Source organism: Fulvitalea axinellae (assembly GCF_036492835.1).
Lineage (GTDB): Bacteria > Bacteroidota > Bacteroidia > Cytophagales > Cyclobacteriaceae > Fulvitalea > Fulvitalea axinellae.
Genome location: NZ_AP025315.1, coordinates 332,078 through 357,727, shown reverse-complemented (window position 1 = coordinate 357,727; position 25,650 = coordinate 332,078). Strand labels below are relative to the sequence as shown.

The 25,650-nt window shown below is 44.3% G+C and carries 20 protein-coding genes; 11 read left to right on the top strand and 9 right to left on the bottom strand.

What is annotated here, in order from left to right; all coding sequences use genetic code 11:
- The first annotated feature begins 1 nt into the window (after nucleotide 1).
- On the top strand, nucleotides 2–439 hold the full coding sequence (locus tag AABK39_RS20210) for a hypothetical protein (RefSeq protein ID WP_338392380.1): 438 nt from the start codon (nucleotides 2–4) through the stop codon (nucleotides 437–439).
- A gap of 193 nt (nucleotides 440–632) precedes the next feature.
- Here AABK39_RS20210 and AABK39_RS20205 read toward each other — a convergent pair whose 3' ends face one another.
- Nucleotides 633–3,008 carry a TonB-dependent receptor gene (locus AABK39_RS20205; RefSeq protein ID WP_338394765.1) on the bottom strand — a complete coding sequence of 792 codons (2,376 nt, stop codon included), beginning with the start codon at nucleotides 3,006–3,008 and terminating at the stop codon, nucleotides 633–635.
- Nucleotides 3,009–3,432: 424 nt separating this feature from the next.
- Here AABK39_RS20205 and AABK39_RS20200 point away from each other — a divergent pair, with 424 nt between their 5' ends.
- The gene (locus AABK39_RS20200) at nucleotides 3,433–4,233 is read left to right on the top strand and encodes a sensor histidine kinase (RefSeq protein ID WP_338394764.1); all 801 of its coding nucleotides are present in this window, start codon (nucleotides 3,433–3,435) and stop codon (nucleotides 4,231–4,233) included.
- Complete coding sequence (locus AABK39_RS20195; protein ID WP_338394763.1) at nucleotides 4,230–4,937, top strand: LytR/AlgR family response regulator transcription factor; 708 nt, start codon at nucleotides 4,230–4,232, stop codon at nucleotides 4,935–4,937. The genes AABK39_RS20200 and AABK39_RS20195 overlap by 4 nt, the downstream gene beginning before the upstream one ends.
- 45 nt (nucleotides 4,938–4,982) lie before the next feature.
- On the opposite strand, the gene AABK39_RS20190 is transcribed toward AABK39_RS20195, so the two are convergent.
- The 8 genes from AABK39_RS20190 to AABK39_RS20155 all read right to left on the bottom strand — a co-directional run bounded on the left by AABK39_RS20190 (nucleotide 4,983) and on the right by AABK39_RS20155 (nucleotide 16,654).
- On the bottom strand, nucleotides 4,983–7,178 hold the full coding sequence (locus AABK39_RS20190; protein ID WP_338394762.1) for a glycoside hydrolase family 3 N-terminal domain-containing protein: 2,196 nt from the start codon (nucleotides 7,176–7,178) through the stop codon (nucleotides 4,983–4,985).
- 259 nt (nucleotides 7,179–7,437) lie between these two features.
- Nucleotides 7,438–8,487, bottom strand: coding sequence for a permease (locus AABK39_RS20185; RefSeq protein WP_338394761.1), 1,050 nt, complete (start codon nucleotides 8,485–8,487; stop codon nucleotides 7,438–7,440).
- A gap of 11 nt (nucleotides 8,488–8,498) precedes the next feature.
- Entirely contained in the window at nucleotides 8,499–9,197 is a 699-nt protein-coding gene (locus tag AABK39_RS20180; RefSeq protein ID WP_338394760.1) for an aromatic aminobenezylarsenical efflux permease ArsG family transporter, read from the bottom strand.
- Between the two features lie 3 nt (nucleotides 9,198–9,200).
- The gene (locus AABK39_RS20175; protein ID WP_338394759.1) at nucleotides 9,201–9,626 is read right to left on the bottom strand and encodes a nitrophenyl compound nitroreductase subunit ArsF family protein; all 426 of its coding nucleotides are present in this window, start codon (nucleotides 9,624–9,626) and stop codon (nucleotides 9,201–9,203) included.
- Between the two features lie 5 nt (nucleotides 9,627–9,631).
- Nucleotides 9,632–9,871 carry a thioredoxin family protein gene (locus AABK39_RS20170; RefSeq protein ID WP_338394758.1) on the bottom strand — a complete coding sequence of 80 codons (240 nt, stop codon included), beginning with the start codon at nucleotides 9,869–9,871 and terminating at the stop codon, nucleotides 9,632–9,634.
- A gap of 57 nt (nucleotides 9,872–9,928) precedes the next feature.
- Entirely contained in the window at nucleotides 9,929–10,228 is a 300-nt protein-coding gene (locus AABK39_RS20165) for an ArsR/SmtB family transcription factor (protein ID WP_338394757.1), read from the bottom strand.
- Between the two features lie 240 nt (nucleotides 10,229–10,468).
- Nucleotides 10,469–14,479: an SUMF1/EgtB/PvdO family nonheme iron enzyme gene (locus AABK39_RS20160; protein ID WP_338394756.1), complete on the bottom strand. Its 4,011-nt coding sequence runs from the start codon at nucleotides 14,477–14,479 to the stop codon at nucleotides 10,469–10,471.
- Between the two features lie 606 nt (nucleotides 14,480–15,085).
- On the bottom strand, nucleotides 15,086–16,654 hold the full coding sequence (locus AABK39_RS20155; RefSeq protein ID WP_421825168.1) for an arylsulfatase: 1,569 nt from the start codon (nucleotides 16,652–16,654) through the stop codon (nucleotides 15,086–15,088).
- Between the two features lie 187 nt (nucleotides 16,655–16,841).
- Here AABK39_RS20155 and AABK39_RS20150 point away from each other — a divergent pair, with 187 nt between their 5' ends.
- The 8 genes from AABK39_RS20150 to AABK39_RS20115 are packed head-to-tail and all read left to right on the top strand — an operon-like array spanning nucleotide 16,842 to nucleotide 25,574.
- Nucleotides 16,842–18,014 (top strand): formylglycine-generating enzyme family protein, encoded by a 1,173-nt coding sequence (locus AABK39_RS20150; protein WP_338394755.1) that lies wholly within the window; start codon nucleotides 16,842–16,844, stop codon nucleotides 18,012–18,014.
- A gap of 17 nt (nucleotides 18,015–18,031) precedes the next feature.
- Nucleotides 18,032–19,057, top strand: a complete 1,026-nt coding sequence (locus AABK39_RS20145) for an HAD family hydrolase (protein ID WP_338394754.1) — start codon at nucleotides 18,032–18,034, stop codon at nucleotides 19,055–19,057.
- Between the two features lie 12 nt (nucleotides 19,058–19,069).
- On the top strand, nucleotides 19,070–20,038 hold the full coding sequence (locus tag AABK39_RS20140) for an AAA family ATPase (RefSeq protein WP_338394753.1): 969 nt from the start codon (nucleotides 19,070–19,072) through the stop codon (nucleotides 20,036–20,038).
- A gap of 7 nt (nucleotides 20,039–20,045) precedes the next feature.
- Complete coding sequence (locus AABK39_RS20135) at nucleotides 20,046–20,981, top strand: DUF58 domain-containing protein (protein WP_338394752.1); 936 nt, start codon at nucleotides 20,046–20,048, stop codon at nucleotides 20,979–20,981.
- On the top strand, nucleotides 20,978–21,490 hold the full coding sequence (locus tag AABK39_RS20130; protein ID WP_338394751.1) for a DUF4381 domain-containing protein: 513 nt from the start codon (nucleotides 20,978–20,980) through the stop codon (nucleotides 21,488–21,490). The genes AABK39_RS20135 and AABK39_RS20130 overlap by 4 nt, the downstream gene beginning before the upstream one ends.
- Nucleotides 21,483–22,505 (top strand): VWA domain-containing protein, encoded by a 1,023-nt coding sequence (locus AABK39_RS20125; protein ID WP_338394750.1) that lies wholly within the window; start codon nucleotides 21,483–21,485, stop codon nucleotides 22,503–22,505. The genes AABK39_RS20130 and AABK39_RS20125 overlap by 8 nt, the downstream gene beginning before the upstream one ends.
- Nucleotides 22,498–24,231, top strand: a complete 1,734-nt coding sequence (locus AABK39_RS20120) for a vWA domain-containing protein (protein ID WP_338394749.1) — start codon at nucleotides 22,498–22,500, stop codon at nucleotides 24,229–24,231. Before AABK39_RS20125 ends, AABK39_RS20120 begins: the two co-directional genes overlap by 8 nt.
- Nucleotides 24,231–25,574 (top strand): BatD family protein, encoded by a 1,344-nt coding sequence (locus tag AABK39_RS20115; protein ID WP_338394748.1) that lies wholly within the window; start codon nucleotides 24,231–24,233, stop codon nucleotides 25,572–25,574. The genes AABK39_RS20120 and AABK39_RS20115 overlap by 1 nt, the downstream gene beginning before the upstream one ends.
- Nucleotides 25,575–25,650: the final 76 nt, after the last annotated feature.

Here is a 25,650-nt window from a genome sequence, read left to right as displayed (position 1 = left end):
TATGAAGTATTACAAAGGCGTTAAGCTGGATTTTCCGCCGTACCTGGAATTCGAATGTGTGGCGAAGTCCGTCGAGGAGTTACAAAGAAGGGGACTTACCGTATCCGAGGAGTCGGTTAAACCTGTTGAGGGGGTTGTTTCCGAAAACTCAATACCTGTCACCCTATACGGTGTTTGTGTTATGGATATGGACGCCGACGGCAAACTTTTCCAAAGAGCCTCGGAGGAGATGGACAAGGCCAGAGAGGTGGAACTGGAGGGCAAGAAAAAGGAAAGAATTATCGAGTGCCAGGAATACCTGAAGGAAACGGATTGGGTGGTTACAAAATGCCTTGAATTGGGGTTGACGATACAGGGAAATTACCCTGAGATAGCCCAGAAAAGAATCGAGGCAAGGGAGACTATAAACCATATTGAAGAGTCTTTAGGAGGCGTTTAAATGCTTCCTAAAGACTTGTATCTTTGTGCGTGCGTGAATTTTTCAGGCACGTTTCGTTTTTAAAATGCGTACATTTCGTTTTCCGGATTATAAATATCTGAAAACCTTGTGGTCCTACTATAAGAATATGTCTAAAAAGAGCGCATAATATTTATGCGCTCTTAATCATTCTCCAAGTATTATCAATATTCTATCAAAAGCGTTTTTGTCCTGAAAAGTGCATTGCTTCGCCTTTTCCAAAACCATAACTCAGTCCCAGAATAATAAAGCGTCCACGTTTTCCGTATTCATAAAGGTAAAAATCATCATTGTCAGTAACACTTTCATATCGACGCGAAGCAAAAACATCTCTAACACTGAGGTTTACGACAGTCTTTCCTTTAAATAGTTTTTTTCGTAAGCCCAGGTCAGCAGTTAAATTGGATGAAACAACCGATTGCACATTTCGCTGACTTGACCGGTAACGACCCGATATCTCCACATCGATATCGGCAGGTAAACGCAGTTTGGATTTCAGTCGGGCCGACCAAAAATCGGAGTTAAAATCAAAGTCTTGCGTCACCGAATTACCGCTTCGTTCTGTAGTCCAATTTCCGTTACGGTTAAAGTAATTATAGTTTACGTCGCCAGACAAGGACAACCACTTAAGAGGCAAGTATTCGAAATTAAGCTCCATACCGAACGTTTCGCTGGTACCGATATTCTCAGGACGAGATACACTGACATTATTATCGAATGTATATACTCGTTCCATCACATCTTCTGTCAACCGGAAATAAGTACTGAAACTTAAAGACAAATCCCCATGCTTAAACAAGTTTGAAACCTCATAAGAGTCAGTATATTCGGGTTGCAATTCCGGATTTCCGGTACTTATATTATAATTATCCCGCAAGCGTGTGAATGGATTCAGACTCCAAAGATTAGGTCTTTTAATTCTGCGAGAATATCCGGCCTGTACCGAATAATCGTCATTAAACTTATATGAGGTATGGACGCTTGGGAAAAAGTCCGTATACCGTTGTCCGTTTTTCTCCCCTGTATTCTGAAGTTTAGTATCCAGATCCGTATTTTCCATTCGCAAGCCCGCTTTCAAGCCCCACTTATCCCCCTCATAAGCTCCGGTCATGTATAATCCGAAAACGTTTTGCAAATAATCGAATACATTGGTCAATGTTGCGTCATTGTCCCAATTATCAGCATTTTTATTCTCAACACTGTAATCATTCGTAACGTCATTTATTTTATACTGAGCGCCAAATTCAGTCTTTATCTTTTTAGAAAACGGATGGGTATAATCGAGATTGAAAACGTATTCAGCTTCCGCAAAGTCAGTTTCGGTTTTTTGCTTCTCACTTCCGTCTTCCTTAAAAACAGAACTTTGGTCTTTTCCAAAAAAATCACCTAACGCACTAAATATCAAGCTCTGTTCTTCATCACGTTTGAAGCTTTTCTTATACTGTAACTCATACTGATATTTCGGATTAACGGCCTCAGTATCTTCACGGCGATACCATTCACGCAAAAGCCCTCCTTCTTTATTCCGTTGACGGTAATAAAGATTGGAATACTCATCCTCGTCTTCATATGCGAAATGACCGGAAAGTGTCAACACGTTATATCGGTTTATGTGATAATCCGTCCCCAAGATGAGATTGTAAAAAGCTTCATTTTTCTCACGGTCACCATAATTTGAAACCTCGTTACCTGTTTTCAAATCACGATTTATTGATTCGAAATCTTCGGGCATCGTCCGCTTACCGATTCCCATTTGGCTAAACAAATTGAATTTCTCCGTACGTTTATTCAAACTAACCCCCAAACTATGGTTTTGAGGAGCTCCCGTATTTACCGTTACCGAACCATTCAAGCCTTTCTTTTCTTCCTTCTTTAGGATAATATTGATAATACCCGAAGTACCTTCAGCTTCATATTTTGCAGAAGGGTTGGTGATAACTTCCACACGTTCGATCATATCTGCCGTGATAGTTCCCAATGCATTTCCGTCACCTTTTGCCAAAACCGAAGGTTTTCCGTTTATCAGCATATTAACGCCTGTACTCCCGCGCAAACTTATTTCCCCTTTAATATTAACATCAACGGAAGGGACTTTATCCAACACTTCCAAAGCGCTTGCTCCGGAATTACTTAAATCCGCACCTACATTAAACACACGGCGATCCAATTTAAAAACCGTTTCGGATTTAGCGCCTTTTACAACAACCCCGTCCAGTACTTGAGCGTCTTCTTTAAGATAAATTTTTCCTAAATCGATGTTTTTGCCCAAAACGGTATCCTTGTATTTCCATGTTAGAAAGCCCATAAACCGAACCTCGATCCAAAAACTTTCTTTCGGTATCGGCAAACTGAATTTCCCAGTATCATCTGTTGTTATCCCCGAAACGATCTTGCCCGTCTCTTTGTCCAATGCCACCACCGAGGCATACGCAATCGGCTGTTTCTCTTTCTCCGTCAGCACCGTTCCGACTATTATCGGTTTTTGTGAAAAAGCGGGACTCATCCAGCTAACCGTAAATAGCAAAACGAAAAAGATTAATCGTCTATTCATTATGGTTTTGGTTTTTGATCATAGCGCAAAGGTTAAACACGAAGTGGAAAGATAAAAAAAGAATCGCCGAACGACACAAAAAGCCCCGCGAACGACGATATACGTTTTGTAGCCTTAAAACCGCCATTGAAGGGGTGAAAGCGGACGTACACGGGAAATAATTCTGCTTGGAATAATTCTTTACTATGTTTGCTATATGAAGGGGCTATCACCAACAAACAAAAGGCGGGTTTATGAATTCTTCGGCTTGAGCACGCTTTATTTCGTCATATTCATTTTGTATTCGTATGACAGAAAAAACAGCAATATAGATTGGAATCAGATATGGTTCTTCATCAATTATATTGTAAGTGCCCTTTTTATCAATTACTATTTGATGCCCCGGTTTTATTATCGGAAAAAATACTGGCCATTCGTATTGGGCATGATTTTAACCTTTGCTTTCGTAATGATAACGGAAGAGTTGTTGGTCGAAAGATTGGTTTACCCTGTTACCCGTGGCCAATCCTTTCCAGGTGTAATCCATACTTTAGCGGAAATTGCCCCGCCGATTATATTGATGGTCTGCTTCAAATTCGCTTGGGACGCCACAAGAAAACAACATGAGCTAGACGAACTGAAAATCGCTATAAAGGAAAGCGAATTACAGTTTTTGAAAAATCAGATTAATCCTCATTTCCTGTTTAACAACCTGAATAATATCTATTCTTATTCCCTGGAACATTCTCCAAAAACACCTTCTATTATTCTGAAACTGTCCTCCGTATTGCGCTATATGCTGTATGATTGCAGAGAGGACCTTGTTAATCTGGAAAGCGAAATAGAGCATCTCCGGAATTTCACAGCTTTAAACGAATTGCAAATTGAAAATAGGGGAGAAGTTCGTTTTAAAGCAAAAAACATCACCAGCGAATATCGTATAGCCCCTTTGATTCTCACCGTATTTGTGGAAAACGCTTTTAAACATAGTATGGCAAGCCAGAGCGGTGATATCGAAATCAATATAAATACGGAATTAAACGAGGAAGGAACACTTAACTTTTCCTGCGAAAATAGTTTTCGGGAAAACCCAAACCACGCTCATCTCAACCAAGGTATAGGTTTGGAAAACGTACGCAAACGGTTAGCCTTGATATATCCGAACCGCCATACGCTCCGTTTGTCAAAAGAAAAGGAATACTTTCGGGTGGAATTGGAACTGATTTTAAAACTAAGCGATTCATGATTACTTGTATCATCATAGAGGACCAAGCTCCAGCCCAACGCATTCTGAAAAAGTATATTCAGGATGTGGGACATCTGGAACTCAGCGCCTGTTTTTCGGATTCGGTTTCGGCTTTGGAATATCTTAAAAACAATTCGGTGGATTTGATTTTTCTGGATATCCATTTACCTAAAATTTCCGGACTGGATTTTTTGACTATCCTACCCAAACGCCCAAAAGTTATTTTGACCACCGCATATTCCGAATACGCGTTAAAAGGATACGAATTGAACGTAACGGACTATCTTCTTAAACCGTTTTCATTCGAACGTTTTCTGCAAGCTGTTTCAAAAGTGAAAATAGAGACTGAGGATGATAATGGAAATGTCCAAAAGGAAGAACCTTCAAACATGGATGTACTATTTGTAAAATCGGGACACGAACACTTGGGAATAAGCGTCAAATCAATTTTGTATATCCGTTCGGAATTAGATTATACGGAAATATTCACCGAAAACGACAAAGTACTAAGTTCACACTCTTTGCGGTATTGGTTGGACAAAATGCCCAAGAAAACTTTTACGCAAGTCCATAAATCTTATATCGTAAATGTGGAAAAGATCCGGAAAGTATCTGGCAATCAAATCTTTTTCCAAGAAGGAAATCCCGTTCCAATAGGTAGGACTTTCAGAGAACGATTATTAAACGAGTACTTGCAACGTTGACAAAGCCCGTACGAAGCATTAATACTTCTGTACGGGCCTTTTCTGTTAATCCAACAATTCCAATTTAACTTCTTTTCCTCCGACAGTGATTATATATTCTCCTGCCTCAAGAAAACGTTTTCCAGTGTCATTGACATAACTCAAATCACGCCAAGGGTTAATAACAAACGAATAACGTTCAGTACCTCCTGAAGGCAACATTTTCTTTTCAAAAAACTTAACCTCTTTCATTGGACGGGAAATAGAACATGCCGGATCAGTCACATACCAGATTACTGTTTCTTTACCTGCCATATTACCCGCATTTTTTACATCTACAGTAACTGTGATTACATCATTTCGCTTGAATTTTAACTTATCCGCCACTGGGGTTCCGTATTCAAAATTCGTATAACTCAAGCCGTGACCGAACCAATACATCGGTTTGGTGCTGATGTCCTGGTATTGGCCTCCCCAACTTAAACGCGCCGCCTGACGCATATTATAATAAACGGGGATTTGTCCCGTAGTACGAGGAAAAGTCATCGCCAGTTTTCCGGAAGGATTCTTTTTACCCGAAAGCAGGTCCACCAAAGCCTCCGCACCACGGATACCCGGTTGCCACATCTGCATTATAGCGTTTGCTTTAGGCTCTATTCTCTGCAACTCAATAGGACGACCCGTAGCCAAAACAACGACTACAGGTTTTCCGGTTTTTATCATCTCTAACACTAAATCTTCTTGGATCCCCGAAAGCTTGATTGTCGAACGCGACGCATTTTCGCCGTTCATATCATTCATTTCGCCTACGCACACCACCACCGCATCGGAGGCCTTTGCAGTAGCTATGGCATCGGCAAAACCACTACGGTCATTTCCTTTAAAATCGCATCCTTTAGCGTATTTTACTTTACCACGATGCTTTTTCTTAAAAGCGGTATAAATTGAGGTTACGTCTTTCGCTTTCCCCAGATCATGCCATGAACCTAGCAAGTGTTCCTGCTCATTTGCCATAGGTCCGATTAGGGCCACAGTTACTCCTTTTTTCAAAGGAAGGGTATTGTCTTTATTTTTGAGCAAGACCATAGACTCGGCCGCCATTTCCTCGCACAAAGCCTTATCCTCTTTGGTCAAATAACGCTTTTTCTCGGGAAGTTCCGGGCAATAAGGATTATCGAATAAACCCAACCGAAACTTTATGCGAAGCACCCTTTTTACGGCATCATCCAAGATATCGGCAGGCACTTTCCCCTCATTTACAAGATCTTCAAGATGCTCGTCATAAATGCCGTCAACCATACACATCTCCACGCCGGCCATAAAAGCCTTAAGCCCGGCCTCTTTATCGTCTTTGGCCACTCCTTGATTTTTTAATTGGGCTACAGCTTTCCAGTCAGATACTACAAAACCGTCGTGTCCCCATTTTTCTTTAAGAATATCCCGTAAAATATAACTATTAGCAGTCGCCGGGACACCACTGATATCATTGAAAGAACTCATCAGCGTGGCTACGCCTGCCTTTACGCCAGCCTCGTATGGCGGAAGATATGTTTCCCAAAGAGCTTGTTTCGAAATATCAGTATAGTGATAATCACGTCCGCCTTCAGACACTCCGTATCCGATAAAGTGTTTCAAACACGCCGCTATTGTATTCGGCGCACTTAGGTCATCGCCTTGGTATCCTTTTACAGCACCTTCGGCAAAAATTCCGATTACGTAAGGGTCTTCGCCGTAACACTCAGCCACACGGCCCCATCGCGGATCACGAGATACATCGATCATCGGGGAAAATGTCCAGTTTACACCCGACAAATACGCCTCACGCGCGGCCATCGCCGACGCTTTTTCCGAAAGCCCGGGATTAAAACTGGAAGCCTGCGCCAACGGAATAGGGTAGATACTTCGGTAACCGTGAATAACGTCTTGACCGAAAATAATCGGAATGCCCAACCGAGACTCTTCAACTGCCTTTCGCTGAATGGCGTTACGCACTTTCGGATCCATATCGAAATAAATCAAGGAGCCGATCATAGGGTCCATCTTCTTTACCCTTTCTCCAATGTTGTTTACATTATTGTTTTTGCCTGCGGTACTTTGCGTCAATTGCATCACCTTTTCCCGCATGGTCATTTTTGATAATAAATCGTTTACCCTTTCCTCTACCGAAAGGTCCGGATCTTTATATTTTTCAGATTCCAGGTTTTGGCCAAAAAGCATTCCTGAATAAAGGAATACCAACAGTAATAACAGTCTGTGCTTCATGATAAAAATATCGAGGTTGCCTTTCCCGAGAAACAAAAAGTATCCGGAAAAGAAAAAAGAACTACGTAGGTAAATTTAAAGTATCGACAGAAAGGGAAAGGGGGAATATATCTTCTTTTACATCAAATTGATCTAATAAATTATACTCTTACTTCAGTTTAATACCTTGTAATACCCTCAAGTCTGATATTATCAAAAAAATGTCCCGTAAAAAGAACGAAGCGTCTTCTTACGGGACAACATTGGACCGTTTCGCTTATCAGATTTGAATAATATGGTTAAAGAGAAAACCCACCGAAATAATCCCCAGAGTAACGATTCCCACAAAAACGGCTATCAATTGCCATTTCAATACTTTTTTAAGAATTATAATTTCCGGAAGGGAAAGTGCTATAACCGACATCATAAATGCCAATGCCGTACCTAGAGAAACTCCTTTCTCAATTAATACACTAACGATTGGAATTACCCCAGCGGCGTTGGAATACATCGGCACGCCAAACACAATGGCCATAGGGACAGCGAGAAGATTGTCTTTTCCCAACAACTCACCGAGAAAGTCCTCGGGCACGTAACCGTGCGCACCGGCACCCACCGCTATTCCGATAACGATATAAAGCCAAATCTTACCGACCGTGCTCTTTACTTCGGAAAAACCCTCAGCTACACGTTGCACCTGTGTCATGGCTACTGTCGTTTCTTTTGGGCCACCGGATTTGACTTTATATACCCAGTTCGCTACATAACGTTCCAGCCTTAGTTTTGCGATTATCCATCCCGAGAATATCGCTATAGCCAAGCCTGTCAATACATAAATCATTGCGATTTTCCAACCAAACATTCCCGCAAGCAGTATCAGAGCCACTTCGTTGATCATTGGAGCGGCGATCAGGAAAGAAAAAGTTACGCCCAAAGGCACTCCAGCTTCTATAAACCCGAGAAAAAGAGGGATCGCCGAACATGAACAAAAAGGCGTAATTATTCCCAAAACAGAGGCTAGAATATTGCCCGTAAACAATGATTTGCCTTCAAGTAAACTCCTTGTTTTTTCTGGAGTCACATAAGTCCTGAGAACTCCTACCACGAAAATGATTAAGGCCAGCAGGAGCATTACCTTAGGAACTTCGAATATAAAAAACCGTAGTGTTTCGGTAAGATGTTCGCCTGCTTGCATTCCCATTAAATCCAATACGATAAAATCGGAAATCGCAGTGAGATTACGATAGATAACTATCCAAATCAGCAATAGAAGAATGGGTAGGAGCCAACCATTTGCCTTACGGTTTATGGCTATCGATTTATCCAGCATTTCTGTATTATTTAAATAAAGAACAAAGCCACGTAATACAATCCCGCCAAAAGGAAAACCAAAGCGACAATTCGTCTAAACCACAGTTCAACAATTGCTATCTTATTGTACATTTTACCTATTGACGAAACGCTGAAGGCAATAAACCAAGCGAATATGATAACGGGAATACCGGTAGCCAAAGCGAAAATAATAGGCAGGTAAAGTCCTTCCGGCCCGCTAATAGTCATCGGGATAAGCATTCCGAAATATAATACGCCACTATAGGGACAAAACGCCAATGCGAAAACTACTCCCAAAGCCAATACGCCCAAAAGACTGTTCGCCGATTTTTGCCCTAGCTTTTCGGTCAAATCCGATAATCCAGGGAAATTAATTTTAAAAACATCGAGCATCATCAAGGCCACCAGAATAAGAAGAGGGCCGAGGAGCTTTTCTCCCCAATCTTGTAAAAATCCAGATATTTCGAATTGGCTTGCGCCGAAATAGAAAACCAACCCAATTCCGGTATAGGTAAGCGCTCTGCCAAGGGTGTAGACCAAGCCTTTGACAAAAACGGTATTTCTATCCGAAATATCTTTTCCAATAAAACCTATCGCCGTAATATTCGTGGCTAACGGGCAAGGGCTTATGGCTGTCATTAGGCCCAAGACAAACGCTGAAAGCGCCGGCGCCTTAGACGTTTCCAAAAATTCCAACAACACTTCCATCGCTTATTCCATTGAGCTGATCGTTGATTTTATTTTCTTCTTAAGCTTATCGGGGTGCATTCGGGCATTCAGAAACGCCAAGCTTGTGAGGTTAACTTGCTTGTCTCCACTAACAACTAGTAGAGTTTGTCCGCTAACTTTGAACTTCTTTACCAAATCAGCTTCTTTTTCCCTATTTACGGATTGAAACGATTTTATATCCCCAAAATATTCCTGAACAGCCTCTTTGGTTACCTTCTCTACGGCCACGCAGGTATCGCATCGACGTGATGCATGAAAATAATATACCTTTACGGGGCTTTCGGCATTCTTGGCGGTAACACACGCCGTCTTTTCTTTTGCCGAAGCGGTAGTGGCACAACATTGGGCCCAAGTCTGGCCAGCACTAATCATAAGCGCAAAAACGATAATGGCTACTAATTTTCTCATGGAATTCATTTTTTTGATGTAATCAATTCGGCCAGTTCATTTACGGAAGGGACCCTACCTTTCATCACGACTTCACCATCTATCACCAAAGCAGGGGTGCTCATGATACCGTATTCCATAATTTTCATGATATCTTCCACCTTCGTAACGTTGACCTGTGTTTCAGACTGGGCAACAGCCTGATTCGTAGCCTCTTCTAGTTTTTTGCATTTGGGGCATCCTGGGCCCAAAACCATAATTTCCATAGTAAACGCATTTATGTTCGTTGTTCGTAAAACAACGAACTTTAAAGATAAATTTTTTTACGAATCAAAAAGGGTTTTGAAAAGCGTACTCGCCTCTTTCCAATTCTCCCTATTTATACAATACTTGACTCTGGGGGTCTCGATTTGTCCTTGAATAAGACCTGCGTCCTTCAGTTCCTTAAGGTGCTGGGACAAGGTAGATTTGGCTATCGGCAATTCCTCACTCAGATCTCCACTATAACAACAAGACTGTTTTGACAAAAGCTCAAGCACATACAGCCTGATAGGATGCCCCATCGCTTTCGCATACCGGGCCATTCTTTTTCGTCTAGCTTCGTTGTTTTCCAATAGCGCCATAGTTGTTCGTAGATTACCGAACAAATATACCTCTTTAGATTCATTTTCAAAATCCAGTTTATTTACAAATAATAATCCAGCTAGAATTTCGCAATACAACTGAACTTATAAGCAACACAAAAACAAATCGTTACAAAGGGATTTAGGACAAATATGGATTGAAAAATATTCTGCTATATAACAGAAAAGGCTTCCCGATTGGGAAGCCTTTTCACTATTATCATGATTCCTTTCGGAAGATTATTCTTCGATTACAACACGGAAACCTACGTTGTAAACCTTCTGCCATGACTTGTATCCGTTACGGTAACCGGCGGCACCATGACGCGGACGCTCTTTCCAAGAACCACCGCGAACGGTTTTTTCCGAATCAAGGTTTCCGGCGTTACGTCCGTCCTTAGCGTTGTAAGGGTAAGGAACATAATCCGAACGAGTCCACTCAGCTACGTTACCGTGCATATCGTACAAGCCCCACGCGTTTGGCTTATACTTTCCGGAAACGGACTGCAACATGCTGTTGTCATTAGTGCCGGAAGCTCTCGGGATGTAGTCGTAGTACTTGAAGTAAGTGTGGTTCGGGTTCATCGGCTTTGGATCCACACCGATAACGGCCATCTTCTGCAAACTTTCGTCAGCGAAGTTAGCGTAAGCGGTAAAGTCAGCTGTCTGGTCACCGAATGCCATATCCTTATCGCTACCTGCGCGGCAAGCCCATTCCCACTGAGCCTCAGTAGGAAGCTTAACCTTGAGGCCAGTCTTCTTGCTCAACTCTTCGCAGAAAGCCTGGGCCTCTTGCCATGACATCCTGATAGCGGGTTGCTCATCGCGGTTGGCTTCGTAACCAGGACGGGTGTGGTCTTTCCACTGCTGGTCCATCACACGGCTGTTGTGCTCTGGGAATACCGAACGGAATTGGCCATTACTGATTTCGTACTTAGCCATCCAGTAAGATTTCTTAACCTTCACACGAGTCTTTGGCAAAGCCTGAGCCTCAACGTCATCAGATCCCATAACAAACTCACCGGCAGGAATTTTCACCAATTCGATAGTCTGTCCGTTACCCAAGTCAATCTTCTTAGTCTCGGTTCCAACTTTGGCTTGCAATTCTTTAGCTTTTGTAGCGTCGAATGGCCAGTTGCGGGCTTTTACCTTCTTGTATTTCGGAGCGGGAGCTGTTTCCGGCATGATCGGTTGGATCGGTCCGCGAGCTTCGCGAAGAGCGTTGGCGCGCGCCAATTCGTCCTCAGCTGTGTACTCCATATTGTTGATTTCCTTCATCAACTGAACTCGACGATCCTTTTGGTTACTACCGCGGTAGTCAGGAACATCATGGAAATCAGCGTGATAAGGAACGTTAAGGTCAATCCAAGTCACCAAGCGATCACGCTCTTCTTTAGTAAGCTTCACGTTATGGTGTCCTTTGTTCAGCTTCATAATCACTTCAGATGTACTGGCGTGGAAGTCCATCGGAGTAAGTACGTGAAGGTCAGACTCCGGACCAGGACGACGTACGAATTTCTGAAGATCGAAGTAACTGCGGCTTACGTTACGGTAAGGCAGAGTAGTTTTGTCAGCGAAGTTTGGCAACTCAGGGTCGTTACCGTTGTGACATCCCACACACTTGGCGTCAAGTACCGGCTGCACTTCGTTAACGAAAGAGAATGGCCTTACTTCGCCATAGAAAGGCTTGATATCCACCGGCGAACGGTTTGAAGCGATTGTCCTTTTCGGAACCGGAACAGTATTCTGGTCTTCGTGGCAACCGATACAAGAAATCGTTTCGCCCGGCATAGCGGTCAACCAGCTACGCATGATCTGCATCGCTTGGCCATGCTCATCCAAAGGTTGGAGAGAAATCGCTACGTTGGCAGGAATTTTAAACATTGCCGAACCATCCTCATATACAGGAACGGTACCCAAAACACGCTTCACGTCCCAAGCAGCCTCGATACCCATGGCATCGTTGTTACTCTTAGAAGTGTTGTACGCAAATTTGTAAGCGAAAACACGAAGTTCTTTAACCGAACCACGCTTCACGCCCTTAAGGCCTTGACCTTCATAAACATCAGCGATATAAACAGTTGCGTCTTTTGCGTTTGGCTTGATCTTGTCCGGAATAACAGGAGGAGTCGGACGCTTCTTAAGTGGGAATACGTCACGGATTCCTTCGCCTTCGTATTCTTTTACAAGAGTCAGGTTATCGAAAGTATCGACAAGGTAAAGTCCCCAAAGACCACCCGGCTTCATCTTGGCCGTTACCAAGTAATAGTTGTCGTCAAGAGGGTAGGGGTTGGTGAACTGAGGCCATACGCCGTCAACCAACTTGTCTTTGATAATAGGCTCTACTTTTTGTCCACGGCCCGGGATTCTCTGAACCACTCCGTCAGCTTCCTGACGACCTTTAGCTGGATCAAAAATCACCAACTCACCCGAACGGGCTGTACCGTGGTGACCAGAAACGATACCTACCAATTTGGTTTTGTGACCCGGAATCGGCTTAGCGTCGAAGATAGTGTTCGGCCAGTAAGAAGCACTACCATAGTATTCTTTCTTACCAGTTCCGTCAGGGTTCATGTGCATCAAAACCCTGGTGAAATAGTGAACGTTGTCAGTGTATTCCCAACGGAGGTACATGATACGACCGTTCGACAATACAACAGGATCCCAGTCATTGTCCTGACCGAAGTTGATCTGCTTGAAAGTTCTTGTTTCAGGATCGAGCAAGCACATGCTACCCACTGGGTCAGAACCGTTTACGCAAGGAACACCCTGCATAGAAACGTTCGACACCATCGCCACGCGACCGTCAGGCAAATAACAAGCGTCATAAAAGTCAAGATCAGGATACTTATCCGGCGAAAGTTGCTTAACGTTCGAACCGTCAATATTCACTTCGAACAATCCCCAACGTCCGTTGTCAGTAGCGGAAGTAAACATCACTTTGCCAGCGTCAAAATGCAAGTCAAGGTCAGTGATAGCGTGCGGGCCTTTCGGCTTGTAGAGAGTTTTAGAATCTACACCGCCTCTAAGGTTAGAAAGAACAGCGATTTCAGTGTCCCACCCTTTGCTTGGGTTGCTGGTAGAACCGATAGTCTTCCAGTTTGATCTAGGAAGTACCATATCCGGTGCGTTTGGTCCGCTTGTTCTGGCTCTGTTACCCAATTTGTGACGAACAACCAGAAGCTGATCAAAATCCAAAAGCGGGTTGGCCATCAAAGCTTTACGCTTAAATCCTGATGTTTTGTTAATCCAAGCAACAGCCTTAGGGTCACCTTTGTAAAGTGCGTGCTCCATGGCCGGCTTCTGCGATTCCAAACGCTTCAACTCAGACAAGTAAGCTTTTCCGTTATACTTAGCTCCGAACTCCTTGTCCATATTTTCGATAGAAAGACGCATAGCCTCAAAATCGATCATGGCCAACTGGTCCTGAGCGTCAATGGCTCCAACCACTTTCTTGAAAAGCTTCAGGTAATCGATTGACTCGCCACCGTTCGCTTTTATCTTAAGCGCTTCGTTTCTGAAGAATTCAGGGCTTTCGAGTTTGCCCAAAACCTTTGTCAGCAAAGCACGCTCATATTCCGTACCGCCCATAGTCAGGTAATCCGCACCAGAGGTACCCGCAAAAAGGCTATACATGCCAGACTCCTGCGGGAAATCCTTCGCCACTTCGCGAAGAACACTACCCGGCTCAGAACCATGGACTTGGAAGATAATACTACTGCGCTTGTTACCGCCACGAGTGTCCACACCCACTTCAGCCTCAAACTTGGCGTATTTCTTATCCAGTTTATAAACAACTTTTCCTTCGGCGTGAACAGTAAGACAGTGCTCGTACTTCTTACCTCCAATGTTCGCTTTCTCACCGTAAAGATTTGCGCCTGGGGTCGTCTTTCTCCATCCCGATTTCGCCGAAACCCAATCAAGATCCTCAAGCCAAGTAACATTACCTTTCCTGTCGATCAAACGAGCATTTCCCCAAACACCATGGTCATAAGAGTTCCCGTTCGCTCCGCCAGAGATCACAAGGATAAGCTCAGACAAACCACTAACATCAACGGAAATTGGCTCCGCCGCCTGCTTGTGTTTCAATACGCCTGAAGATACCGGAGTGAATCCCAAAGAAGCGACGTAGTCGCCATAAGCTTTCTTGGAAGCCGCCATAGTCGCCTCCCAAGTGTCGCGTTTAACATAGAAGTGGCCCTTTTTCTTCTTTGCCGCGAGCGTTAAGCCCGGCAATAAAAATAGGAGCAACGCTAAGCCACCCCCGGACCACCATACAATTTTTCTAAATGCCGTAAAAAATCCGTGTCTAACCATCATTTATCTAATTAATACTGATTAAGTATTTCTCATAGGACGCATTGATATGATTCCACGCAAACACACAGACCATCCCCACCAAAACCATATCTGTACAGACGCAACTCTTCAACAGATTTCGTTTCGTTTAAATTCTGAAACGCCATTTATTATATGGCATATCGCAAAAATAAACATTGAATCCTGTTTTACAAGAAGGTTAGTGTATTATTACTTCTTACAAATTTAATATTACGAAGACGCGCAACCTTAGCTAAATTGTTAAACCTTAGCTACACTGCAATTTATGAAAAAACATTGCCTAGAATATTTTATCAATGGCCTATGAATATTATTTATGTTTAAAAAAATGAAAAATATGTAGTCTCTCTTTGTGACAAGCGTACTCCACGCCTCATAAACCCGCATTATATTCAAATTAACACAGAAAATGACCTACGTCATTTTTCATTAACAGCATAAAATATTTCTTGAAAAAATAAGAAAGCCGACGGGGATTTTCCTGTCGGCTTTCACATTTTGAGTTTGTTTGTCGCTCTATCTTTCCAAATCTGGTTTCAGAAACTTCTCCGCAATTTGATCTACAGAAAATGAAGCCGGCCTCTGCCGAACCGGGTATTTCACGAAAGTTTTTAGGAATTGGGCCATCTCGTCCTGGCCTTTATATATCATAAAGGCGTGATCAATTCTAAATTTCTCGTAATTGTTAGCGTCAGTCGGAGCCCTTTCAAACGGATCCCTTCTCAAGTTCAGGATATGCGGTAACCTCAACTTCACGAAAGGCTCCGCCCAAACACCGAACCCATGCGCACGTTGTTCCGCAAACACCAATTTCCAATCGCCAGTACGCATCCCCACAGGCAGTCCGTCATCACTGAAATAGAAGAAGTTTGTTCTTGGACTTTTGTCTTCCTTGCCCATCAGGTAAGGCAGTATATTATAACCGTCAAGATGAACCTTAAAAGTATGTCCATCAGCTTGGTGTCCGGTCAGCAATTGTGATCTGACTTTATCATTTCCCGCAGCGGCAACCAATGTCGGAGTCCAATCCATATGCGAAACAATCTCATTGGAAATCACTCCGGCCGGTATTTTGGCAGGCCAACGCACCATTGCCGGCACACGATAACCGCCTTCCCAGTTTGTGTTTTTTTCTCCTCTGAACGGGGAAATCGCCCCATCAGGCCACATGTTAAAATGCGGACCGTTATCTGTAGTATAAATTACTATAGTATTATCCGCTATGCCCAATTCATCAAGAAGATTGAGAAGCTCTCCCACATAATTGTCATGTTGAACCATAACATCGGCATAAAACCCTTGCCCTTTCGAAAGTCCCCTTGCCGCCGGGCTAGGGTAAGTCGGGAAATGCATCGCCGTAGTATTAAACCAAGTAAAGAAGTGCTGGTCATTCTTTACTTGTTCCGTTATCCACTTTTTGGCCGCGGCCAGAAATTCAGAATCTACGGTTTCCATTCTTTTCTTTGTCAGTGGTCCCGTATCCTCGATCTTTCCGTCAGCGGTAGCTCTCAAAACCCCTCTTGGCCCAAATTTCTTTTTAAACTCGATACTTTTTGGGTAGTCCGGGTTTTCCGGTTCCTCCTCCGCATTCAAATGGTAAAGGTTACCGAAAAACAGATCAAAACCATGATTTGTAGGAAGAAACTCGTCTCTGTCGCCAAAGTGATTCTTGCCGAATTGAGCCGTAGCGTAGCCCATCGGCTTCAATAACTGGGCTATAGTCGGGTCTTCTTTCTGAAGCCCGACAGGAGAACCAGGAAGTCCCACTTTTGTCAAACCTGTTCTTACTGGAGATTGGCCCGTAATAAACGCAGCCCGCCCCGCCGTACAGCTTTGTTCGGCGTAATAATCGGTAAACATTACGCCTTCTTTGGCTATTCGGTCGATGTTAGGAGTCTGGTAGCCCATCAGCCCACGGCTATACGCACTTACGTTTGTAATACCGATATCATCCCCAAAAATAACCAGAATATTCGGCCTGTTCTTCCCCTTCTTTGCAGCGGGACTCTTTTCCGCACTTGCCGGCATAACTATCTGAGTCAATAGTACTGCCACGCAAATAAATAATGGTTTCAGTCTCATCATGTAGTTGAATAGATTTAGAAACCAGACATTTCACAGCCCATCTTGTTTTGAAGAAATGCCTCACACTTACGCCTAAGACCTAATTTCCAGATCAATAACAGAAAATAGCTTGGCCTTTTTTTTGGTGGCGAGAGTGTAATGCTCAATACTTACAATATGTGCTTGCCATACCAAAAGGCCATTTCCTATGAAAAAACGACTCATCCCTTTCGCTATATTATATAGCATGTGGGCCTGTGAAAGCAACAAAGGAAAAATACAATCAAATGAGCCCGTCTCTTGCAACTCCAGCGCACCAACTAGTTTCATTGGCAAACAACATCTAAGCACTACTTACCTTTCGCAGATAAACAGCATTAAAACCAATCCTGAATTAGCTTCAAATACAGAGGGAATGGTCCTGATACCAGCCGGAACCTTTAATATGGGAGGTGACTATTCCGATGAATTTGCGGGCATGCCACAAACCGCATTATCCCAAAACGACGAGTTTCCTAAACATAAAGTCCGTATCGACAACTTCTGGATAGATGAGCATGAGGTGACAAATGCAGAATTTAGAAAATTCATAGAATCGACAGGTTACATCACAACTGCCGAACAGCCAATAAATTGGGAAGAATTAAAGCTTCAATTACCGCCAAACACTCCTCGTCCAGCTGAAGAAAATCTACAGCCCGCATCCCTTGTATTTAACTACGCAGAGAAAAACGCTTCGAAAAGACACCTTGAAAACTGGTGGACTTTAACACGAGGAGCCAACTGGAAACACCCTCAGGGGCCTGATAGTGACATAAAAGGGAAGGATAATCATCCTGTAGTGCATGTTAGTTGGTATGATGCGCAAGCATACGCTAAGTGGGCCGGAAAAAGATTACCGACCGAAGCCGAATGGGAATACGCCATGCGAGGCGGGTTGATCGACAAGATGTATCCGTGGGGAAATGAGAAGACAGAAAGCGGCAAACACATGACAAACCACCTACAGGGAGAATTTCCTTATTTTAATACGGCAGAGGATGGATTCGAGAGGACTTCACCAGTAAAATCGTTCCCTCCAAATGGCTATGGACTTTATGATATGGCCGGAAATGTCTGGGAATGGACTTCCGATTGGTATGGAGCCAATTATTACGATGTACTAAAAAAAGAATCTGGTGACCTTGCGCACAATCCTCTTGGCCCGGAAGTCTCTTTTGAGGTAATTGGTAGAAACGAAAAGAACAAAGTAGTTCGCGGGGGCTCCTTCCTGTGTCATGACGATTGGTGCTCAGGATACCGGAATTCGCGCCGAATGCGAACGACTCCCGACACGGGAATGGAGCACATCGGTTTTCGTTGCGTTAAAAATTACCAGTAAAATTGGACCGCAAAAACATGAAAACGTTAAGAGGTTTGATACTTTCCCTTGTCGGGGTCAGTATTCTTTTCTCCTGTAGGCCAGAAGAAGAAAAAGGAGCGGATAATGTCCAGTTAACAAACCCTCTTCCGTCTTGGAATGAAGGTAAGACAAAGGCTTCGATCATTGAGTTTATAGAAAAATCAACTGACAAGAATAGCCCAACATTCGTTCCTGAAGAAGACAGAATCGCTTGCTTTGACAATGACGGGACGCTTTGGAGTGAGAAACCGTTCTATTTTCAGCTTTTCTACATTATCGATAGGGTAAAGGCTACGGCCGATCAACACCCGGAGTGGAAAAACACCCAGCCTTACAAAGCGATTTTGGAAAACGATCTCGCCCAACTGAAAAAAACAGACGTTCACCAATTGCTGGAATTGGTTCAAAACACGCTCGCTGGATCAACCCCAGCCGAGTACAAGGAAATGGTTAAAGCCTGGATGGCAACAGCCCAGCACCCTACCAAACACAAGCGCTTTGACCAACTGGTATACCAACCTATGCTGGAGCTTCTCGACTACTTGAGAGCAAACGGTTACAAAACGTATATCGTCTCCGGTGGCGGGGTAGACTTTATGAGAGCTACGCTGACAAACGTTTACGGAATCCCTTCTGAACAGATCATCGGAAGCAGCCTTAAGACAAAGTTCAACAGCGAGAACGGAAACTACTCGATCACCCGCCTGCCTAAAATCGGATTCATCGACGACAAAGACGGCAAGCCTCTCAATATCAACACTATCATCGGAAAAAAACCGACTTTCTGTGCCGGCAATTCCGACGGAGACTTGCCTATGATGCAGTGGACTTCTTCGCAAGGCGACAAGGCTTTTATGCTTTACGTTCACCATACCGACGTGAAAAGGGAATGGGCATATGACCGCAACTCCAGTGTCGGGCGCCTGAACAAAGGCCTTGACCAAGCGCTGAAAGACGGCTGGACAATCGCCGATATGAAGGATGACTGGAAGGTTATATACCCTTTTGAACTGAAAAAATAAAGAGAAGATATCATGAATGCTCACCAAAACATTCAGTCACTAATTGACAACATTGGCGAGTCGATCATAGGCCAAAGAAAACTAGTCGAAAGACTGGTTTTGGTCTTGCTCGCCGACGGAAACTTTCTGCTCGAAGGACTTCCTGGTTTGGCCAAAACAAAAGCTATTAAGTCTTTGGCCAAAGAGCTGAACTGCGGGCTTAGCCGTATCCAGTTCACTCCCGACCTGTTACCTTCCGACATCACGGGTACAGAAATCTACCAGCCTGATTCCGATGAGAAATTTATCTTTCAGAAGGGCCCTATTTTCAGCAACCTGATTCTGGCCGACGAAATTAACCGCGCACCCGCCAAAGTGCAATCGGCGTTGTTGGAGGCAATGGAGGAAAGGCAGGTGTCCGTTGCGGGAAGCACTTATCCGATGGAAGACCTGTTCATGGTAATGGCAACCCAAAACCCTGTGGAGCAAGAAGGTACGTACCCGTTGCCCGAGGCGCAGATGGACCGTTTTATCATGCACGTGATCATCGACTACCCAGACGACGACTCCGAACTCCAAATCATCAGGCTTAACCGACAAGAATCCGGACACGCCAAGAAAAAGGAGAAGAAGGAAAAACTCTCGCCTGAAACCGTTTTCCAAGCCCGTAAGGAAATCGCAGACATCAAGATTTCCGAAAGCATGGAACGCTACATTGTCGATATAATCTCAGCCACCAGAAGGCCTGAAAAATACAGCAAAGAGCTTGCGGAATGGATCGATTTCGGCGCCAGCCCGCGCGGTAGCATCGCCATTGACAAGGCTTGCCGTACTCACGCTTGGATGGAAGGCAAAGACTTCGTTAGCCCGGACAACATCAGAGCCGTGGTACACGACTGCCTCCGCCACAGGCTGATCCTCAGTTATGAAGCCACTGCCCAGTCGATCAAGCCAGACCAAGTGATCGACGAGATCCTTAAGCTAGTGGCCGTAGCAGGATAAGTTTCCCATGAAAAAGAAAAAAACTCAATATCCCGAAAACGTCTACACCTCGCTAGAGTCCCTGCTGAGCATGGAACATCTAGCGATGGGGTTTAGCTTTCTGGCAAAAAAACAGAAAGTGAAGTCGATATTGGGGGGAAAACACGCCTCCAAGCTACGGGGCAGGGGCATGGACTACGAAGAGTCCCGAAACTACGTCCCCGGAGACGATATCCGGAACATTGACTGGAAAGTCACCGCCAGAACCCAAAGGACACATACAAAGGTTTTCAGTGAGGAAAAGGAAAAACCGGCCCTGATTATCGTCGACCAGTCGCAGAGCATGTTCTTCGGTTCCCAGTTCAAAACGAAAGCCACCGTCGCGGCCGAAGTCGCGGCTTTAGCTGCCTTTCGGGTTGCCCGGGAAGGGGACAGGGTAGGAGGCGCCGTTTTCTCAAATGACAAAATGGAGTTACTGCCCCCGAAGCGTGACCGAAGGAATACGCTCCGTTTTCTGGAAAAGATCGTCTCCTACAACCACCAATTGGATATAGAAGGCGATTTGACCTTCGAAAAACAGATTCACGAAAGCATCATCAGGGTAAACAATCTGGTGACTCACGATTTTCTGGTAATCATCATCAGCGATTTCATTCATTATTCGGAAGAGATGATTAAAACGCTAAGGATAATGAACAGGAAAAACGACGTGATACTTGCGAGAATCTCCGACCCGATGGACTGTACATTGCCTAGCGAAGAAATAACCCTTGGCGAAGGCAGTAGGCAAATCCTAGCCAAAGGCAACAACAAAAGCCTTCGGGAGAAATTCAAAACCGGTTACGAAAAGAATCTTCACGCCTTTGAGGCGTTGATGCACCAATACCGTATTCCGCTAATACAACTCGACACCTTGGGAGACGTTGACAAACAGCTCAAGGAAATTATAAAAATGCCAAAATGATTGATCAGACTCCAACATCACAATCATTTTCAGTGACCGACTCGTTGCAAAACGCCAATCTGCCGGACCTTGGTAACCTGTACGAACCGCCTCCGGTAAAATTCGCTTTCGATACGCCGGGTTGGCCCATACTGTTCGTTACGCTTTCGGTTATCGCCTGCGTTCTTGCGTATAGGATTTACCTCCAGTTCAAGAAAAATGCGTACAGAAAATACGCCGTCAGTGTGATTGAATCAATTCGGACAAACAAGAAAGACAACAGTTCGGGTATTGAGGCGATAAACGTTGTACTCAAACAAGTTGCGCTCCAAACTTTCGGAAGGAAGGAAACCGCTCGTCTTTTTGGCGATGAATGGCTGAAGTTCTTGGAATCAAAAGCCAACGACACCCCTTTCTCAAAATTCGGAAAATCCTTTTCGGCCGCCCTTTACCAAAATGGGGAAATCGGCGACGAGGAGTTCGATCGGTTTGTAACTATATCCAAAACCTGGATTCACAGCCATGCCTGAAAATTTCGAAATAGCGAACATCTGGGCATTCTACCTGCTTCCGCTTCCATTGCTCCTGTATTGGATTCTGCCTGCACTTAGAATGAAGAGCTCGGCCTTGAATTATCCCAACTTCAAGAAAGCCAGCGAGTACTCTAACCAAAAGCCCCGAAAGGCCGCCAGCATACGCAGACGTAATATTTTTGTCTCGCTCACGCTATCCATTATCTGGATTCTGTCGATTTGCGCTTTGTCCTCGCCGCAGATTGTGGGGAAGCCCGAGCTAAAAGTCAAAAACGCCAGAAATTTCCTTATTGTGGCCGACATTTCCTTCAGCATGTCGCAATCCGACTGGGTGGTTGACGGAGAAAAGGTCCGACGATGGGACGCTGTGAAAGAAGTGATCCACGATTTCATCGCAAAAAGGGAAGGGGACAGAATGGGTCTGGTCTTTTTTGCGAGCAACGCCTTTATCCAAGCGCCGTTTACTGCCGATTTGCCCGTTGTAGAAAAACTACTCGACGAAGCGGACGTAGGTATGGCAGGTCAGATTACCAAAATCGGCAAAGCCATCGTCAAGGGAATCAGCATGTTCGAGCAAGATACCGTGGAGTCAAAAGTGATGCTGGTTTTGACCGACGGCGTAGACGCCGGAACCGACATCCAACCGCTTGACGCGGCGGAACTTGCCAAAAGCGATTCGATCCAGATTTACACTATCGGGATAGGGGACCCCGCCAAATCGGAATCTGATCTGGACGAGGAAACCCTAAAAAACATTGCGGAACTGACAGACGCGAAGTACTTCCTTGGGACTGACAAAGCGGAGCTTGAAAAGATTTACGCCACGCTAGACAAACTCGAACCGATAGAGTACGAAGAGGAAGAATACGTGCCCGTCACACTCCTTTATTATTACCCCTTGGGCTTGGCCGTTGCGCTCGGATTAGCCCTCATGTTTCTAGCAAGCGCCATCTCGCTTGTCAGAAAATTCAAAAAGGATAAACAACCGACAAGGTCCACAGCAGATGCTTAACGATATCCAAAATATTGATTGGGAACAATTCCATTTCCTGCGGCCACAGTTTCTTTGGCTGATCATTCCATTGCTTTTGATTTATATTCTGAGCGTATGGAGTGTTCGGGATCAGGTAAAATGGCGGAAACATATTGCGCAACACCTTCAGCCTTTCATGATCAAGAGGGGAAGCGAAACGCTAAAGATCTGGATCCTGACCATCAGTCTTTTCGGGATGATTTTCGGTATTGTAAGCGTTTCCGGCCCGACTTGGGGAAAGATAAAAATCCCGGGCCAAATTGTGGAGACACCCGTAGTCATAGCCTTGGACCTATCGCAAAGTATGATGGCTACCGATATTCAACCAAACAGGTTGGAACGGGCCAAATTCAAGATTCTTGACCTAATAGAAGAGAACCCCCAAGCCAGAATGTCGTTGGTCGCTTTTGCGGGATCGGCCCATACGGTGGTGCCTTTGACAAAAGATTACAATATTATCAAATCGTTTATGGACGGGCTAAACCCATCGATGATGCCGATTCCGGGCACAGACATGGCCACGGCCCTCAACATGGCCGATACGGTGACCCAATACTCGAAGGCCCCATCCACACTAATCGTTTTCTCCGATGATTTCTCCGAAGACGACTTCGAGGCCTTACAAGAGTATGCCAAAGCCGACAAAAAGCTTGAAATTATCCCTTTGAATACGCCCCAAGGCGCTGAGGTTCCGAATTTTGGAGGCAAAGGCACGATGAAAGACAAAAACGGAGATCCTGTCCACTCAGCCCAAGATCCCGTCACTCTCCAACGCCTTGCTTCCGTTGAAAATATCACGGTCAACCAAATGACACTGGATCGAAGCGATATGGCTGCGATCGCAAAAAGAGTCAGGGCCGGGCTAAAATTCCAAGAGGTAAAAGATCAGGAAAAAGACGAATGGGACGACAAAGGCTTCTGGTTTATGATTCCTTTTTTGATCGCAATCCTGTTCCTTTCCAGAAAAGGCTCCGTTGCCTTTTCAATCATTGTACTTATGGCCTTTACAGGTTGCGCTCCCAAGGAAAAGGGGACATTCAAGTTTCAGGATCTTTGGTTTACCCACGACTACCAAGCACAAAAGCTTTCGGACAAAAAAGAATACAAAAAGGCCTCTGAACTTTATGACAATCAACTGCGCAAAGGTGTCGCACTATACAAATCCGGGGACATAAACGGCGCTATAAAGGCTTTTAGGCAAGATTCTACAGCATACGGCGCATATAACCTCGGGCTGGCATATTATAAAAACGGCAACTTGGTCGCCGCCCAGAAAGCCTTTGAAAAAGCCACAGAACTGGACCCTGATATGGAACAGGCGCAAAACAGCAAGTCCATTGTGAAAAATATAATGGACGAAAAAAACGTGCTGAATCCAGAAGAGGCCCAAGAGCAGAAAGAAAAGCTCAACAACGGTAAAAACAAGGAAAACACCGGACCGGAAGACTTGGGCGGAGGCGGACAAGAAGCCACAAAAGAAGATATGGAGAAGGAACGCCTTGAGGAAGAAGTGACTACAGACACCCACACAGGCGAAGAATTGGAGGAAGTGCCTGAAGATTTGGGACCGATCCAGAAGCAAGATCTCCAAAAAATCCTTATCCGAGACACGGGCGACGACCCGACAATTTTCCTGAAAAAGAAATTCGCCTTCCAGGTAAAGAAACAAGGGCTTAAGGCCAAGAACAAATCTGACAAATGGTGATGAGGAAGTTATTCAAAATTACTTTGATCGTCTGGACAGTTTTGGGCTTCCATCAATCCTATGCCCAAAAACACCTGTTCAGCGAAGTATCGATAAATAAAAGGAACGCCTATATAGGCGAGCCGGTGCAAGTGACTATTAGTGTCTATACATCCACATGGTTCACGAAAGGCGTTGACCTGCAAACCCCGAAGATTGACGGCGCGTTCTCCGTCTATTTCAGATCGCTTAGTTCATCAAAAACCATTAAGGGAAAGAACTATGCGGGCGTACAGTTCTTCTACAATATTTTCCCGTACGAAGATGTGCAAATCGAAATCCCTTCTTTGGAAATAACTGTGGAAACGCCCGATGAAGACGATTATAAGGGGAAAAAACGCACTATCCGGACGCGCCCACGGTTTGTCAATGTAAAATCCATCCCGGACGGTTTCGATGAAAACACTTGGTTGGTCAGCAATAATCTGACTGGCTATGAAAGATGGTCTCGCAGAACCGACAGAGTGAAAGTCGGTGACGTGATCGAGCGAAGGATCACAAGAGAGGCCCAAGGCACCATTTACGAAATGCTTCCGCAAATATCTTGGGACTCAGTCCCCGGAATCAGCATTTACCCCGGCAAGACCAACTTCAAGAATATCAAAACGTCCACCGCGATCAGCGCCAAACGCACTGACCGTTACAGCTATCTTTTCGAGAAAGAGGGAACCGTAACGATTCCTGAAAAGGTTGTTCTTTGGTGGAACCCAAGGCAACAGAGACTTTATAAGAAGACTCTTAAGGCAAGGGCAATTGAAGTGGCTCCAAACCCGGATTTGGGAATGTTGAGCACATTAAAAGATTCGCTGGCCACCGTAGCGCAAGCCCAAGTGGAAACCATAACTGAGGAAAAGGAAAAAGGCTATAGCGTTTTTGGAATGCCTCTGAGAAAGTTCATTCTGCTTGTCATTGCAGGGATTATAATCTTAATGGTTTTGCTGAGAATCACAGTCTTAACTTTTCGTGTTTTCAGGAAAAGAAGGCGGGAATATTTACTCTCGGAACAATATATATTCAACCAATTTTTGAACGCTTTAGGAAAAGACAATATCCGGGCGTTGGAGCTTCTGTACAAGTGGATTGATAATATTCCGGTCAAAGACAAAACCGCTTCCGATTTTATACAGACTTATGGAAGCGCCGAATTACAAGCGATGTTTGAACGTTTTGAAAAAGACGCGCAACGTCATCGCAAAAGTGGCATCATGAATAAAGACGAATGGAGAAATGCCCGCAAAAACTTCATAAAAGGTCGTAAAAGAGCTGATATACAATCGAATAGTAGAAATTGGATCAACCCTTAAGGTTGGGACAATTCCTTTATTAAAACAATAATCTAGATTATGTTAAATTGAGAATTGTAATACAACCCTTTTCATA